The following is a 16142-nucleotide window of genomic DNA, read 5'->3' on the forward strand; positions in this document are numbered from 1 at the left end:
AGGCAAAAGTGTGGTATTGACGGGCGCGCAGTCCTGGACTAGGACGGGCCATGCGGGGAAGGGGGCCTGCAAGCCGGGCTTGCGAGACGGGAAGACGGGCGCCGGGATCGGCCGAAAAAGCGGGAAGGTACAGGCGCCGGCGGCATCGCCGGCGCCATCGAAACCGGTGCTCAGCGCACCTCGAGCAGTTCGACGTCGAAGATCAGGTTGGCATTCGGCGGGATCGGCCCGGCGCCCGAGCTGCCGTAGCCGAGGCTGGCGGGAATGATGAGGGTGCGCTTGCCGCCGACCTTCATGCCGGCCACGCCCGCATCCCAGCCCGGGATGACCTGGCCGCCGCCGAGCTGGAAGGTGAACGGATCGCGTCCGCTCGAGGAATCGAACTGGGCGCCGCGCTTCGATTCGGTATTCGGCTCGTATAGCCAGCCCGTGTAGTGGACCACGACGGTCGCACCGTCGGTGGCTTCCTTGCCGGTACCGGCCACGGTGTCGATCTTTTGCAGCGCCACGCTGTCGGCGGCTGCGGCTGCGGTTGCGGCGGGGGGCGTGTCGGCGCGCTTGCAGCCGGTGACGGCCAGGCTCATGCTCAAGCCAAGGATGCAGTAGGAGATCAGCTGTTTCAAGGTATTCTTTCGTAAAAGGGACAAGAACGAAGGCAGCGGCAGTATACATGGCGATCGCGCCATGACAAGCCTTGCCGGGACCTAGGGGAGAACGCATGCGCCTGTCGCAGGGACTTCGCGCCGTGGCCGCGCTCGAGGCGGCCAAGGGCCTGGTGGTGCTGTTGACCGGCGTCGGCCTGTTCGCGCTGGTGCACCGCGACGTCCAGCGTCTTGCCGAGCTGCTGGTCGCGCATGCGCACCTGAACCCCGCCGCCCACACGCCCCGGGTGTTCATCGAGCTGGCCGGCCGGCTGGACGACGCGCGCCTGCTGCAGCTTGCGGCGGCGGCCCTCGCTTACGCGAGCCTGCGCGTGGTCGAGGCCTATGGCCTGTGGCACGGCCGGGCATGGGCGGAAGGCCTGGCGGCGGCCAGCGGCGCCCTCTATCTGCCGTTCGAACTGGACGAGCTAGCCCGCCGTCCCGGCCTGCTGAGCGCCGCCCTGCTGGCCGTTAACCTGGCGATTGTCGCTTTCATGGTCTACAGTTTGAAGAGACGGCGCGCGGCGCGGCGCTCCGATTGACATGGCGTGACCCATCCACGGGACGACATATGGTATCGAACCAACCCGGATTCCTCTTTGCCACCGGCATCGAGAACAGCATCCCGACCATCGATGGCGGCCGGGTCCGCATGGACGAGATGGACAAATGCGGGCATTACCGCCAGTGGCGGCGCGACTTCGACCTGGTGCAGGAAATCGGCATCCGCTTTCTGCGCTATGGTCCCCCGCTGCATACGACGCTGCTCGGTGCGGGGCGTCACGACTGGTCGTTTGCCGACACCGTGTTTCCCGACCTGCGCCGCCGCGGCCTGGTGCCGATCGTCGACCTGTGCCATTTCGGCCTGCCCGATTTTCTGGGCGACTTCCAGAACCCGGACTTTCCCGCGATTTTCGCCGACTATGCGCGCGCCTTTGCCCAGCGCTATCCCTGGGTCCAGTTGTACACGCCGGTCAACGAGATGTCGATCTGCGCCCTGTTTTCCGCCCTGTACGGCTGGTGGAACGAGCAGCTGCGCAGCGACCGGGCTTTCGTTACCGCCCTCAAGCACGTCGTGAAGGCCAACCTGCTGGCCATGCGCGCCATCCTCGAGGTGCGCGCCGATGCGCTGTTCGTCCAGAGCGAGTCGACCGAATACTTCCATGCCCGCTCGCCCGCGGCGATCGGCCCGGCCGAAACCAGGAACGCGCGGCGCTTCCTGTCGCTGGACCTGAACTATGGCCGTCGCGTCGACTCCACCATGTACGAGTACCTGATGGACAACGGCATGACGCGCGACGAATACCACTTCTTCCTGAACAACAATCTCAAGCATCACTGCATCATGGGGAACGATTATTACCAGACCAACGAACACCATGTGTCGGCCGACGGCTCGACCATGGCATCGGGGGAAATCTTCGGCTACGCCGTGATCACGCACCAGTACTACAACCGCTACCGGCTGCCGGTGATGCATACCGAAACCAATCTGTGCCAGGGACCGTGCGGCGACGAGGCCGTCAAATGGCTGCGCAAGGAGTGGGCCAACGTGCTGCGGGTACGCAACAACGGCGTGCCCCTGGTCGGGTTCACCTGGTATTCCCTGACCGACCAGGTCGACTGGGACACCGGCCTGCGCGAGAACAACGGCCACGTGAACGCCCTCGGCCTCGCCGACCTCGACCGCCGGCTGCGTCCGGTCGGGCAGGCCTACCGCGACCTGATCCGCGACTGGACCGAAGTGCTGCCGACCCAGAGCGTGTGCCTGCAGGTGCCGCTGGCCCTCGACGACGACTACCCCGGATTCGATTTCGCCGCGCCGGCAATGCATCCGGCCGAGCAGGCGCAGGCCGCCACCGGCGCACCCCGGAACACGGAATAGGAGGACCCATGCGTTTCGAAGGCAAAGTCGTACTCGTCACCGGCGCCGCCGGCGGCATCGGCCTGGCCGCGGCGCAGCGCTTTGCCGCCGAGGGCGCCAGCCTGGCGCTGGTCGACCGCGATGCGCAGGCGCTGGCGGCGGCCGCCTCCGCGCTCCAGGGCAGTCGCGGCGGCGTCATCGAGCTGGCATGCGACGTCGGCGTGGAGCAGCAGGTCGGCGCCGCCGTCGCGCGCGTCATGGGGCGCTTCGGGCGGCTCGACGCGGTGGTCAACAACGCCGGACTGATGGTCTTCAAGCCCATCGCGGAACTCGACGCGGCCGACTGGACGAAGGTGCTGCAGGTCGACCTGCTCGGCGCCTTCTTCTTCATCAAGCAGGCCTTCCTGCACATGGGGCAGGGCGGGGCGGTCGTCAACGTGGCGAGCGTGCACGCCCTCGAGACCGAAGTCAACGTGGCGCCCTACGCCGCCGCCAAGGCCGCCCTGCTGTCGCTGACGCGCTCGGCGGCGCTGGAGGGCGGACCCAAGGGCATCCGGGTCAATGCCGTGCTCCCCGGCGCGGTCGACACCCCGATGCTGTGGAGTAACCCGGAGGTGCAATCCGGGGCCGAACGCGTCGACGCGGCCGAGGTGGGCAAGCCCGCCGATATCGCCGCCGCGATCGCCTTCCTGGCGTCCAGCGACGCCGCCTTCGTCCAGGGCGCTTCCCTGCTGGCCGACGGCGGGCGCCTGTGCCGGCTGTGAGGGTGACGCGAGCACATGCGCGACGCGCGGCATGGCGCAGGTCGTCCCTGCAAAAAAATTTGCATATGTGAACGTTTAATGCGTTCATTTTATTTCCAAATGGACATCAAAGTGGGATTGCGCGGTACAATCGCCGTTTGTCCTGGCGCGCGGCAAGCGCAGGCGCCGCCCATCCGTCATTCAATCCAGAGTATCCCGTGCCGTATCAAGATCCGTCCATGCAGCGTCCCACCATAGCCGCACGGCGTGCCGAATTCGCGGACCCGGCGTTCGAGCGGCGTTTCCTGGAGCATGTCCTTCCGGAGCGCAATACCCAGCTGAAGGCAAGCCTGCTCCTGGCAGCCTTCTTCTTCGTCGCGTTCGGCATTACCGACATCGCCACCCTGGGCCCGGGTACGACCGCATGGGTGCTGGTGGCGCTGCGCGTGGGCGCCGCGCTGGTGGGGCTGGCCGGCTACGCCGTCATTTCGCGTCGTCCGCGCTCGGCACGGGTCTCGGAACTGGTTGCCTGTTTCGCACTGTTGGCGGCGCTTGCCGTGTTCATGCTCGCGGTCTGGCACCAGCCCGCCGCGATGCCGTGGAATACCATGTCGTATGCGTTGATGCTGATGGTGGTCTACGTCATCTTCCCGAACCGCCTTGCCTACGCCCTGGTCCTCGGGACCGGCTCCAGCATCGTTTTCGCCGCCATGCTCTTCGTCCACTTTCCGCTCAGGCAGGACGACCTGCTGACCCTGGCCTTGCTGCTCATCTGTAGCAACGTCATCGGGTATATCGCGGCGCGCCGTTACCACATCGCCCAGCGCGAGCAGTTCCATGCCACGGTCTTGCTGCAACAGCTGGCCGAGCGCGATGCGCTGACCGGCTGCTTCAACCGCCGGGTATTGCAGCGCGGCTTGCTGGATGCCGAACTGGCACAGGCGCGTGGCAAGGGAACGGCCCTGTCGGTCATCCTGTGCGACATCGACCACTTCAAGCGCATCAATGACACCCACGGCCACGCATCCGGCGACGCGGTGCTGGACAAGTTCGCGGGCTTGCTGCGGGCGATGACGCGCGAGTCGATCGACAGCGTCATCCGCTACGGCGGAGAAGAATTCCTGGTGGTGCTGCCCCAAACCGACCTGGCCGGTGCGCAAGCGCTGGCCGAGCGCATCCGCACGGCGTTTGCCTCCAGCGCGACGCCGATGCCGGACGGCAGCGTCGTGCTGGCCACCGCCAGCTTCGGCATCGCCACCGTGCCAGAGCGGGCACCCCGTCCGCCTGCGCGCTACGAGACCCTGGTCGGCGCCGCCGACGTCGAGCTGTATGCCGTCAAGCGCGGCGGGCGCAATGGGGTGCGCGCGACCAGTGTGCTGGGGTGATCAGACCGCGGCCAGCGCGCGGCGCAAATCCTCGCGTTGGTCTTCCAGGTGCTCGATCCCGACCGACAGGCGGATCAAGCCGTCGCCGATGCCCAGCTCGGCGCGCTGCTCGGCCGGGATGCTGGCGTGGGTCATCAGCGCAGGGTGCTCGATCAGGCTCTCGACGCCGCCCAGGCTCTCGGCCAGGGTGAACACCTCGCAGGCTTCCAGGAAGCGCCTGCTGCCGGCCAGGTCGGTGGCCAGGTCGATCGACACGATGCCCCCGAAGCCGTTCATCTGGCGCCGCGCCAGCGCGTGCTGCGGGTGCGATTCCAGGCCCGGATAGAACACCTTGCGTACCTTCGGCTCGTGCTCGAGCCACTGGGCCAGCGCCAGCGCGTTGGCGCTGCTGCGCTCCACCCGCAGGGCCAGGGTCTTGATCCCGCGCAGCACCAGGAAGCTGTCGAACGGACCCTGGATGGCGCCCACGGCGTTCTGGATGAAGCCGAGCCCCTCGGCCAGGGCCGCATGGCGCTCCTCCCTGCCGACCACCGCCACGCCGCCGATCACGTCGGAGTGGCCGTTCATGTACTTGGTGGTCGAGTGCACCACGATGTCGAAGCCGAGTTCCAGCGGACGCTGGACAATCGGGCTGGCGAAGGTGTTGTCGCACACGGTGATGATGCCGCGCGCGCGGCACAGGGCCGCGATGGCCGCCAGGTCGGCCAGCTTGAGCATCGGGTTGGTCGGCGTCTCCACCCACACCAGCCTGGTTTCAGGCGTGAGCGCCTTGCCGAGCGCGTCCGGATCGGTCAGGTCGGCGTAGGCGAAGCTGTGGCCGGCGCTCTTCCTGCGCACGCGCTCGAACAGGCGGAAGGTGCCGCCGTACATGTCGTCGCCGGCCACGATGTGCGAGTTCGCCGGCAGCAGTTCCAGCACCGCCGCGATCGCGGCCAGGCCGGAGGCGAAGGCGAAGGCCGCGCTGCCGCTTTCGATGTCGGCCACGCAGCGCTCCAGGGCCCAGCGGGTCGGGTTGTGCGAGCGGCCGTAGTCCAGGCCCTTGTGCACGCCCGGGCTCTCCTGGCGGAAGGTCGAGGTGGCGAAGATCGGCGGCATCACGGCGCCGGTAGCCGGCTCCGGCGCCTGGCCGCCGTGGATCACGCGGGTGGCAATGTGCTTTTTCTGGTCCGTCATGAAAGCGTCCTACGAAGGTGGTTGAGCAGGTCATAGCGCGTGACCAGGCCGTAGAAGCGTTCGCCGTCATGGATCACGGCGGTCAGCCCGCGGTCGAGGATCTCGCGCAGGTGGCCCATGCTGGCTGTGGGCAGCAGGGTCTGGAGCGAGGAAGTCATCGTGCTCGACACCGGTGCGCTGAAGTGCTTGGGTTCGGCGCTGACGTGCAGCAGCAGGTCGGACTCGTCGATCAGGCCGGCCAGCCGGCCCTTGTCGTCGATCACGGGCAGCTGCTGCAGGTCGGCGTTGCGCATGCGGTTGAAGGCGGTGAGCAGGGTGTCGGAGGGCGATACGGTGACCACTTCGCCCTCGTCGTAGCGGCGGCCGATCAGGTCGCGCAGGTCGCCCGTCCTGGGGCGCGTGATCAAGCCCTGGTCGACCATCCAGCCGTCGCTGTACACCTTGCTCAGGTAGCGGGTGCCGGTGTCGCACACGAAGGTGACGACGCGTTTCGGGCGGGTCTGCTCGCGGCAGTAGAGCAGGGCGGTGGCCAGCAGGGTGCCGGTCGAGGAGCCGGCCAGGATGCCTTCCTGCTGCAGCAGCAGGCGCGCGGTGCCGAAGCTTTCCTCGTCGGGAATGGTGTAGGCCTTCTTCACGCGCGACAGGTCGGCGATGCCGGGAATGAAATCCTCGCCGATGCCCTCGACCGCCCAGGAGCCGGCATCAAGGCGCAGCACGCCCGTGTTGACGTAGTCGGCCAGGATCGAGCCCTGCGGGTCGGCCAGCACGAATTCCAGGTTGGGCTGGGTTTTCCTGAAATAGCGCGACAGGCCGGTGAGGGTGCCGGAGGAGCCGACCCCGACCACGATGGCGTCGAGCTTGTGGTTGACCTGGTCCCAGATCTCGGGACCGGTGGTGGTCTCGTGGGCGCGCGGGTTGGCCGGGTTGTTGAACTGGTCGGCGAACCAGGCGCCGGGAATCTCCCGTGCCAGGCGCGCCGCATAGTCCTGGTAGTACTCGGGGTGGCCCTTGCCGACGTCGGAGCGGGTCAGGTGGATTTCGGCGCCGAGCGCCTTGAGGTGCAGGATCTTCTCGGCCGCCATCTTGTCGGGGACGACCAGCACCACGCGGTAGCCCTTGATGCGCGCCACCAGGGCCAGCCCCAGGCCGGTATTGCCGGCGGTGGCCTCGACCACGGTGCCGCCCGGCTCCAGCAAGCCGTCGTGCTCGGCCTGCTCGATCATGGCGCGGCCGATGCGGTCCTTGATGGAGCCGCCGGGATTCTGGGATTCGAGCTTCAGGAACAGCTGGCAGGGACCGGTGTCGATCCGGGTTACTTCGATCAGGGGGGTGTCACCGATCAGGGAAAACAAAGCCGCTTGCGACGCATGTTGCATAGTGCCTCCGTCAGGCCGGGCCGGGCCCGGGCGGTGCGCCGCTTCATGGGCGGGCGCTAGTCGAAGAGCTGGCGCTTGTTCGTATCAATGGGCGCCAGGCCATGTAAAAAAGTCATGATACGGCGATAATTTAACACGGTGTTGATCCAGCGCGGGGTCGGTTTTGTAGGGTGGACGGCTTCGCCGTCCGCGCGTCCACATCACGTATGCAAGGCGGAGGAGCGATGATGCTGGGGCTGGTTGAACGCGCGGGCGGGAGACCCGCCCACCCTACGGATTCTCGCTTCTCAAGCGTCGCCACAGGGTCGTGCGGCTGATCCCCAGGTGCCGGGCAGCGGCATCGCGCTGGCCGCCGAAGCGCGCCAGCACTTCGGCGATGCTCTCTGATTCCGCCCGGGGCGCCGGCGGAGCCGCTGTCTTTTCCATCCCTTTCGCTAGCTCAGGGGCAATCGACACCAGGAAACTTGGCGTCAGCGCCTGCAGCGGCTCCGCCGCCAGGAATAGCGCCAGCCGCTCCATCAGGTTGCGCAGCTCGCGCACGTTGCCCGGCCAGCCATAGGCTTCGAGCAGCGGGGCGCAGGCCCGCATCTCGGCGTGCAGGTTCGGGTGCGGCCTGGCGCCCAGCGCCGCCAGCGCATTCTTGAGCGACCATTCGCCGAGCGGCACGATGTCGGCACGCCGTTCGCGCAGCGGCGGCAAGGACAGGCGCAGCACCGCCAGCCGGTAGAACAGGTCGGCGCGGAAACGCCCCTCGCGCACGCGCGCTTCCAGGTCGCAGTGGGTGGCGCTGATCACGCGCAGTTCGACCGGCACCGGCCGGGTGCCGCCCACGCGCATCACTTCGCGCTCTTCGAGCACGCGCAGCAGGCGCGTCTGCAGGCCGAGCGGCATTTCGCCGATCTCGTCGAGGAACAGGGTGCCGCCGTTGGCCGCTTCGAACAGGCCGGCATGGCCGCCGCGGCGCGCGCCGGTGAAGGCGCCTTCCTCGTGGCCGAACAGTTCGGACTCCAGCAGCGATTCCGCGATCGCGCCGCAGTTCACCGCCACGAAAGGACGGTTGGCGGCGCGCGCCGGGCCCTCGCGGTGGATGGCCTGCGCCACCAGTTCCTTGCCGCTGCCGGTCTCGCCCTGGATCAGCACCGTGGCCGGCGAGCGCGCGTACAGCACCACGGTCTGGCGCAGGCGTTCCATCGCCTGCGATTCGCCGCGCAGGTCGTGCAGGCCGCGCCGCGCGCGGCGTGCGTCCGCGCCGGCGATGCGGCGGCCGCGGCTCGCTTCCAGGCGGGTCAGGCGCGCCATTTCGAGCGCGTCGTCGAAGGCCTGGCGGATCGAGGCGGCCGAGTACAGGAACACGGCGGGCAAACCCGCTTCCTCGGCCAGGTCGGTGATCAAGCCGGCGCCGACGATCACCTCGACCCCAAGCGCCTTGAGTTCGTTGAGGGAGGCGCGCGCGTCTTCCTCGGTCACGTAGGTGCGCTGGGCGATCGCGATGCCGAAGGTGTCGGCGAACTCGGCCAGTTCGCGCAGCGGCGCCTGGTAGGTAATCACGCCGATGCGGCTGGAGACGCGGCGGGCGCGCGCCAGGGCCTGCATCACGTCGAAGCCGCTGGCCTTGGCCACCACCACCGGCACCGAGATCCGGCCCTTGAGGTAGGCGGCGTTCGAACCGGCGGCGATCACCACGTCGCAGCGCTCGGTCGCGAGGCGCTCGCGCAGCCTGCGCGCGGCTTCGTCGAAGCCGAGGTGGACCGGCTCGATCGTCGCCAGGTGGTCGTATTCGAGGGTGATGTCGCGGAACAGGTCGGACAGACGCGACACCGACACGGTCCAGATGACCGGCTTGTCGCCGCCCTCGCCGTGGCTGCGTGTGGATGAACTCATGCGGCAAGTGTAGCCGATTCCATGCGCCAGCCTTGAACTTGCGGGGCCGGCCGCTGTCAGTTACGCGTAAGCCAGCGTAAGAATGAGGTAAGGGCACACCCGTAGGATTGGATCCAGGCCTGAATACCAGGCATCACCAGAATAGATAACAGGAGACACAAGTGGATCAAGACATCGTTCGGCGGGTCAAAGCCGACCCCAACTATCGCAAGCTGGTCACGAAGCGTTCGCGCTTCGGCTGGATGCTCACCTGGAGCATGATGGTCGTGTACTACGGCTTCACCCTGCTCTGCGCCTTCGACAAGGAATTCATGGGCAGCCGCATCGGCGCCGGCGTCATGACCTGGGGCATCCCCCTGGGCCTGTTCGTGATCCTGTTCACCGTCGTGGTCACCGCCATCTACGTGCGCCGCGCCAACAGCGAGTACGACCAGCTGACCGAGGCCATCAAGGCCAACGTGGCCGGCGGCAACGGCGGTGGAAAGAAGGTGGCGGCATGAAGACCCTGCACCGTCTCGTCCTCGCGCCGGCGCTGCTGCTTGCCGGCGGCGCCGCCCTGGCCGCGCCCGACCTCGGCCAGGCCACCAAGCAGGCCACCAACTGGACCGCGATCAGCATGTTCGCGATCTTCGTGGTGCTGACCCTGTTCATCACCAAGTGGGCCGCCGCCAAGACCCGCTCGGCCTCCGACTTCTACACCGCCGGCGGCGGCATTTCCGGCTTCCAGAACGGCCTGGCGATCGCCGGCGACTTCATGTCGGCGGCAAGCTTCCTCGGCATTTCCGCCGCCGTGTTCCTGGACGGCTTCGACGGCCTGATCTACGCGATCGGCTTCCTGGTCGGCTGGCCGGTCATCACTTTCCTGATGGCCGAGCGCCTGCGCAACCTGGGCCGCTACACCTTCGCCGACGTGGCCGCCTACCGCTTCCACCAGAAGCCGATCCGCGTGTTCGCGGCCTCCGGCACCCTGGTGGTGGTGGCCTTCTACCTGATCGCGCAGATGGTCGGCGCCGGCCAACTGATCAAGCTGCTGTTCGGCCTGGAATACTGGATCGCCGTCGTCATCGTCGGCGTCCTGATGATGGTCTACGTGCTGTTCGGCGGCATGACCGCGACCACCTGGGTGCAGATCATCAAGGCGGTGCTGCTGCTGTCGGGCGCTTCCTACATGGCCTTCGCGGTGCTGGCGCAGTACAACTTCAGCCCGGAACAGCTGTTCTCGGCCGCCACCGAAGTGCACGCCAAGGGCGATTCCATCATGGGCCCGGGCACCTTCCTGAAAGACCCGATCTCGGCGATCTCCTTCGGCATGGCGCTGATGTTCGGCACCGCCGGCCTGCCGCACATCCTGATGCGCTTCTTCACCGTCCCGAGCGCGAAGGAGGCGCGCAAGTCGGTGCTGTGGGCCACCACCTGGATCGGCTACTTCTACATCCTGACCTTCATCATCGGCTTCGGCGCGATCGTGCTGGTCGGTACCAACCCGGCCTTCAAGGATGCGGCCGGCAAGCTCCTCGGCGGCAACAACATGGCGGCGGTGCACCTGGCCAATGCCGTGGGCGGCGATATCTTCCTGGGCTTCATCTCGGCAGTGGCCTTCGCGACCATCCTGGCGGTGGTGGCCGGCCTGACCCTGTCGGGCGCCTCGGCGGTGTCGCACGACCTGTACGCCACCGTGTTCAAGAAAGGCAAGGCCAACAGCGCCGACGAACTGAAGGTCTCGAAGATCACCACCATCGCGCTGGGCGTGATCGCAGTGCTGCTCGGGATCGCGTTCGAAAAGCAGAACGTCGCCTTCATGGTGTCGCTGGCCTTCGCGATCGCGGCCTCGGCCAACTTCCCGGTGCTGTTCATGTCGGTGCTGTGGAAGGATTGCACCACCCGCGGCGCCACCGTCGGCGGCTTCCTGGGCCTGGCGACGGCGGTCGTGCTGACCCTGGTGTCGAAGTCGGTGTGGGTCGACGTGCTGGGCAACGCCACGGCGATCTTCCCCTATACCTCGCCGGCGATCTTCTCGATGGCGGTCGGCTTCTTCGGCATCTGGTTCTTCTCGGTGACCGACAAGAGCCCGCGCGCCGCGATCGACAAGGCCGGCTTCGAAGCGCAGGAAGTGCGTTCGGAAACCGGTATCGGTGCGGCCGCGGCAAGCGCACACTAAGCGCCTACGCCCGAACCAAACCCCGCTGCGGCGGGGTTTTTTTGTTGCTACAATGTTTCATTGGTGTTTCACGTTTCGTTTCACTGAAACATGTGAGAGGAGGTGGACGCGCCAAGTCCTTGATTTTCAAGCAAAGCCGCGCTGGCACACCAATTGCATTAAGAAGGACATATCCGATCAACCCTCCATTCGAAAGCTTCAGCATGAGCCACTACTCCGCCGGCGCCGCGTTCCGCCAGGCCGTCCAGGAAGAATCCCCGCTGCAGGTCATCGGCGCCATCAACGCCAACCACGCGCTGCTGGCCAAGCGTGCCGGCTACCGCGCCATCTACCTGTCGGGAGGCGGCGTCGCCGCCGGTTCCCTGGGCCTGCCGGACCTCGGCATCTCGAGCCTGGAAGATGTCCTGATCGACGTGCGCCGCATCACCGACGTGTGCGACCTGCCATTGCTGGTCGACATCGACACCGGTTTCGGCGCCTCGGCCTTCAACGTCGCGCGCACCGTGCGCTCGCTCATCAAGGCCGGCGCCGCCGCCTGCCACATCGAGGACCAGGTCGGCGCCAAGCGCTGCGGCCACCGTCCGGGCAAGGAAATCGTCAGCAAGGACGAGATGGTCGACCGCGTGAAGGCGGCCGCCGACGCCCGTACCGACGAGCAGTTCGTCATCATGGCGCGCACCGACGCACTGGCTGTGGAAGGCCTGGACGCCGCCATCGAGCGCGCCGTTGCCTGCGTGGAAGCCGGCGCCGACATGATCTTCCCCGAAGCCATGACCAGCCTCGAGATGTATAAACAGTTCGCCGATGCCGTGAAGGTGCCGGTGCTGGCCAACATCACCGAGTTCGGCGCGACCCCGCTGTTCACGCTGGACGAGCTGCGCAGCGCCGGCGTCGGCATCGCCCTGTACCCGCTGTCGGCCTTCCGCGCCATGAACAAGGCGGCCGAGAACGTCTACAACGCGATCCGCCGCGACGGCACCCAGAAGAACGTGCTCGACACCATGCAGACCCGCGCCGAACTGTACGACCGCATCGACTACCACAGCTACGAACAGAAACTGGACGCGCTGTTCGCCCAGAAGAAGACCAAATAATTCGCTATCAGGAGAGCCTAAGCATGAGCACCCAGAACAACGAGACCCCAACGTTCAAGCCGAAGAAATCGGTGGCCCTGTCCGGCGTCGCCGCCGGCAATACCGCGCTGTGCTCGGTCGGCAAGAGCGGCAACGATCTGCACTACCGCGGCTACGACATCCTGGACGTCGCCACCACCTGCGAATTCGAAGAGATCGCCTACCTGCTGGTGCACGGCAAGCTGCCCACCAGTGCCGAACTGAAGGGCTACAAGGCCAAGCTGAAATCGCTGCGCGGCCTGCCGCAGGCGGTCAAGAGCGCGCTGGAAGCGCTGCCGGCCGCCGCCCATCCGATGGACGTGATGCGCAGCGGCGTGTCGGTGCTGGGCTGCACCCTGCCGGAAAAGGACGACCACAACATCCCGGGCGCGCGCGACATCGCCGACCGCCTGATGGCCTCCTTCGGGTCCATGCTGCTGTACTGGTACCACTTCAGCCATAGCGGCCGCCGCATCGAGGTCGAGACCGACGACGATTCGATCGGCGGCCACTTCCTGCACCTGCTGCATGGCGAAAAGCCGCGCGAGTCCTGGGTGCGCGCGATGCACACCTCGCTGATCCTGTACGCCGAGCACGAATTCAACGCCTCGACCTTCACCTCGCGCGTGATCGCCGGCACCGGCTCGGACATCCACTCGGCCATCACCGGCGCGATCGGCGCGCTGCGCGGACCGAAGCACGGCGGCGCCAACGAAGTGGCCCTGGACATCCAGAAGCGCTACGAGAACGCCGACGAGGCCGAAGCCGACATCCGCAACCGCGTCGCCAACAAGGAAGTCGTGATCGGCTTCGGCCACCCGGTGTACACCATCAGCGACCCGCGCAACGTGGTGATCAAGGAAGTGGCGCGCACCCTGTCGCAGGAAGCCGGCTCGATGAAGATGTTCGACATCGCCGAGCGCCTGGAATCGGTGATGTGGGAAGTCAAGAAAATGTTCCCGAACCTGGACTGGTTCTCGGCCGTCTCTTACCACATGATGGGCGTGCCGACCGCCATGTTCACGCCGCTGTTCGTGATCTCGCGCACCTCCGGCTGGGCCGCGCACATCATCGAGCAGCGTATCGACAACAAGATCATCCGCCCGAGCGCGAACTACGTGGGTCCGGAAGACCTGCAGTTCGTGCCGATCGCCGATCGCAAGTAAGTGACCGAACGACGAATCATGAACACCAATCACCGCAAACCCCTCCCGGGCACCTCGCTGGACTACTTCGACACGCGCGCCGCGGTCGAGGCCATCCAGCCCGGCGCCTATGACACGCTGCCCTATACCTCGCGCGTGCTGGCCGAGAACCTGGTGCGCCGCTGCGACCCGGCCAGCATGACCGACAGCCTCAAGCAGATCATCGAGCGCAAGCGCGACCTCGACTTCCCCTGGTTCCCGGCGCGCGTGGTCTGCCACGACATCCTGGGCCAGACCGCCCTGGTCGACCTGGCCGGCCTGCGCGACGCCATCGCAGGGCAGGGCGGCGACCCGGCCCTGGTCAATCCGGTGGTGCCGACCCAGCTGGTGGTGGACCACTCGCTGGCCGTCGAGTGCGGCGGCTTCGACCCGGACGCCTTCGCCAAGAACCGCGCCATCGAGGACCGCCGCAACGAGGACCGCTTCCACTTCATCGAGTGGACCAAGAAGGCCTTCCAGAACGTCGACGTGATCCCGCCGGGCAACGGCATCCTGCACCAGATCAACCTCGAGCGCATGTCGCCCGTGATCCAGAGCGAGAAGGGCGTGGCCTATCCGGACACCCTGGTCGGCACCGATTCGCACACCCCGATGGTCGATGCCCTGGGCGTGATCGCCATCGGCGTGGGCGGCCTGGAAGCGGAGAGCGTCATGCTGGGCCGTGCCTCGTACATGCGCCTGCCGGACATCGTCGGCGTCGAGCTGACCGGCAAAGCGCAGCCCGGCATCACCGCCACCGACATCGTGCTGGCGCTGACCGAGTTCCTGCGCAAGGCGAAGGTGGTATCAAGCTACCTCGAGTTCTACGGCGAAGGCGCCGCGAGCCTGACCCTGGGCGACCGCGCCACCATCTCGAACATGGCGCCCGAATTCGGCGCCACCGCCGCGATGTTCTACATCGACGAGCAGACCATCAAGTACCTGCGCCTGACCGGCCGCGAGGAAGAGACCGTGCAGCTGGTGGAAAGCTATGCCAAGCAAGCCGGCCTGTGGGCCGACAGCTTGACGAACGCCCAGTACGAGCGCGTGCTCTCGTTCGACCTGTCCTCGGTGGTGCGCAACATCGCCGGTCCGTCGAACCCCCACAAGCGCGTGCCGACCTCGGAACTGGCCGAGCGCGGCATTGCCGGCAAGGTGGAAAACGAAGCCGGCCTGATGCCGGATGGCGCCGTGATCATCGCGGCGATCACCAGCTGCACCAACACCAACAACCCGCGCAACATGATCGCGGCCGGCCTGATTGCCCGCAACGCCAACCGCGCGGGACTGGTCCGCAAGCCCTGGGTCAAGAGTTCGCTCGCGCCGGGTTCCAAGGCCGTGGCCCTGTACCTGGAAGAAGCCGGCCTGATGCCCGAGCTGGAAAAGCTGGGCTTCGGCGTGGTCGCCTTTGCCTGCACCACCTGCAATGGCATGAGCGGCGCGCTCGAGCCGACGATCCAGCAGGAGATCATCGAGCGCGACCTGTACGCGACCGCCGTCCTGTCGGGCAACCGCAACTTCGACGGCCGCATCCACCCCTACGCCAAGCAGGCCTTCCTGGCTTCGCCGCCGCTGGTGGTGGCTTACGCGATCGCCGGCACCATCCGTTTCGACATCGAGAAGGACGTGCTGGGCCTGGATGCTTCTGGTAAAGAAATCCGCCTGGCCGACCTGTGGCCGTCGGACGAAGAGATCGATGCCGTAGTGGCAAACAGCGTCAAGCCGGAGCAGTTCCGCAAGGTCTACACGCCGATGTTCGCGCGCGTGGCCGACGACGGAGAACAGGTCAGCCCGCTGTACGACTGGCGCCCGCAGAGCACCTATATCCGCCGTCCGCCCTACTGGGAAGGCGCACTGGCCGGCGAGCGCACGCTTTCCGGCATGCGTCCGCTGGCCATCCTGGGCGACAACATCACCACCGACCACCTGTCGCCGTCGAACGCGATCCTGCTGGACTCGGCCGCCGGCGAATACCTGGCCAAGATGGGCCTGCCGGAAGAGGACTTCAATTCCTACGCGACCCACCGCGGCGACCACCTGACCGCGCAGCGCGCCACCTTCGCCAATCCGACCCTGAAGAACGAGATGGTGAAAGACGCCATGGGCAACGTGAAAGCCGGGTCCTTGGCGCGCATCGAGCCGGAAGGGGAGGTGACGCGCATGTGGGAAGCGATCGAGACCTACATGGAGCGCAAGCAGCCCCTGATCGTGATCGCCGGCGCCGACTACGGCCAGGGCTCCTCGCGCGACTGGGCGGCCAAGGGCGTGCGCCTGGCGGGCGTGGAAGCGATCGTGGCCGAAGGCTTCGAGCGCATCCACCGCACCAACCTGGTCGGCATGGGCGTGCTGCCGCTCGAGTTCAAGCCGGGCGTGAACCGCATGAGCCTGGGGCTGGACGGCACCGAAACCTTCGACGTGATCGGCGAACGCACGCCGCGCACCGACCTGATCCTGGTCGTCCACCGCAGCAACGGCGAGCGCGTCGAGGTCCCGGTGACCTGCCGCCTCGACACCGCCGAGGAAGTGGCGATCTATGAGGCGGGCGGGGTGTTGCAGCGCTTCGCGCAGGATTTCCTCGAGTCGTCGGTTCCGAAAGTCGCCGCATAATTGCGAACGTGATTTGAA

13 protein-coding genes are annotated in these 16142 nt (G+C 66.9%); 9 read left to right on the forward strand and 4 right to left on the reverse strand.

Annotated features, from left to right (window positions below; translation table 11 throughout):
- Positions 1-170 precede the first annotated feature (170 nt).
- Positions 171-623 carry an FKBP-type peptidyl-prolyl cis-trans isomerase gene (locus tag MasN3_RS08875; RefSeq protein ID WP_281913623.1) on the reverse strand — a complete coding sequence of 151 codons (453 nt, stop codon included), beginning with the start codon at positions 621-623 and terminating at the stop codon, positions 171-173.
- 95 nt (positions 624-718) lie between these two features.
- Here MasN3_RS08875 and MasN3_RS08880 point away from each other — a divergent pair, with 95 nt between their 5' ends.
- The 4 genes from MasN3_RS08880 (at position 719) to MasN3_RS08895 (ending at position 4633) form a co-directional block, all read left to right on the forward strand.
- Entirely contained in the window at positions 719-1183 is a 465-nt protein-coding gene (locus MasN3_RS08880) for a DUF2127 domain-containing protein (RefSeq protein WP_281913624.1), read from the forward strand.
- 29 nt (positions 1184-1212) lie between these two features.
- Positions 1213-2526 (forward strand): family 1 glycosylhydrolase, encoded by a 1314-nt coding sequence (locus tag MasN3_RS08885; protein ID WP_281913625.1) that lies wholly within the window; start codon positions 1213-1215, stop codon positions 2524-2526.
- Between the two features lie 8 nt (positions 2527-2534).
- On the forward strand, positions 2535-3269 hold the full coding sequence (locus tag MasN3_RS08890) for an SDR family NAD(P)-dependent oxidoreductase (RefSeq protein WP_281913626.1): 735 nt from the start codon (positions 2535-2537) through the stop codon (positions 3267-3269).
- Between the two features lie 218 nt (positions 3270-3487).
- A complete protein-coding gene (locus MasN3_RS08895; protein ID WP_281913628.1) occupies positions 3488-4633 on the forward strand; it encodes a GGDEF domain-containing protein in 1146 nt (381 codons plus the stop codon).
- Here MasN3_RS08895 and MasN3_RS08900 read toward each other — a convergent pair whose 3' ends face one another.
- The 3 genes from MasN3_RS08900 to prpR all read right to left on the reverse strand — a co-directional run bounded on the left by MasN3_RS08900 (position 4634) and on the right by prpR (position 9063).
- Entirely contained in the window at positions 4634-5806 is a 1173-nt protein-coding gene (locus MasN3_RS08900; RefSeq protein ID WP_281913629.1) for a trans-sulfuration enzyme family protein, read from the reverse strand. It abuts the gene before it with no gap.
- Positions 5803-7182 (reverse strand): cystathionine beta-synthase, encoded by a 1380-nt coding sequence (locus MasN3_RS08905; RefSeq protein WP_281913630.1) that lies wholly within the window; start codon positions 7180-7182, stop codon positions 5803-5805. The genes MasN3_RS08900 and MasN3_RS08905 overlap by 4 nt, the downstream gene beginning before the upstream one ends.
- A 270-nt stretch (positions 7183-7452) precedes the next feature.
- A complete protein-coding gene (gene prpR, locus MasN3_RS08910; RefSeq protein ID WP_281913631.1) occupies positions 7453-9063 on the reverse strand; it encodes a propionate catabolism operon regulatory protein PrpR in 1611 nt (536 codons plus the stop codon).
- A 161-nt stretch (positions 9064-9224) separates the two neighbouring features.
- On the opposite strand from prpR, the gene MasN3_RS08915 reads away from it, so the two are divergent.
- The 5 genes from MasN3_RS08915 to acnD all read left to right on the forward strand — a co-directional run bounded on the left by MasN3_RS08915 (position 9225) and on the right by acnD (position 16124).
- Positions 9225-9563: a DUF485 domain-containing protein gene (locus tag MasN3_RS08915; protein WP_281913633.1), complete on the forward strand. Its 339-nt coding sequence runs from the start codon at positions 9225-9227 to the stop codon at positions 9561-9563.
- Positions 9560-11221 (forward strand): cation acetate symporter, encoded by a 1662-nt coding sequence (locus MasN3_RS08920; protein ID WP_281913634.1) that lies wholly within the window; start codon positions 9560-9562, stop codon positions 11219-11221. The genes MasN3_RS08915 and MasN3_RS08920 overlap by 4 nt, the downstream gene beginning before the upstream one ends.
- A gap of 203 nt (positions 11222-11424) precedes the next feature.
- The gene (gene prpB, locus MasN3_RS08925) at positions 11425-12315 is read left to right on the forward strand and encodes a methylisocitrate lyase (RefSeq protein ID WP_281913636.1); all 891 of its coding nucleotides are present in this window, start codon (positions 11425-11427) and stop codon (positions 12313-12315) included.
- Between the two features lie 23 nt (positions 12316-12338).
- Positions 12339-13499: a bifunctional 2-methylcitrate synthase/citrate synthase gene (gene prpC, locus MasN3_RS08930; protein WP_281913638.1), complete on the forward strand. Its 1161-nt coding sequence runs from the start codon at positions 12339-12341 to the stop codon at positions 13497-13499.
- An 18-nt stretch (positions 13500-13517) separates the two neighbouring features.
- Positions 13518-16124, forward strand: coding sequence for a Fe/S-dependent 2-methylisocitrate dehydratase AcnD (gene acnD, locus MasN3_RS08935; RefSeq protein WP_281913639.1), 2607 nt, complete (start codon positions 13518-13520; stop codon positions 16122-16124).
- Positions 16125-16142: the final 18 nt, after the last annotated feature.

This window comes from Massilia varians (assembly GCF_027923905.1).
GTDB classification, from domain to species: domain Bacteria; phylum Pseudomonadota; class Gammaproteobacteria; order Burkholderiales; family Burkholderiaceae_D; genus Telluria; species Telluria varians_B.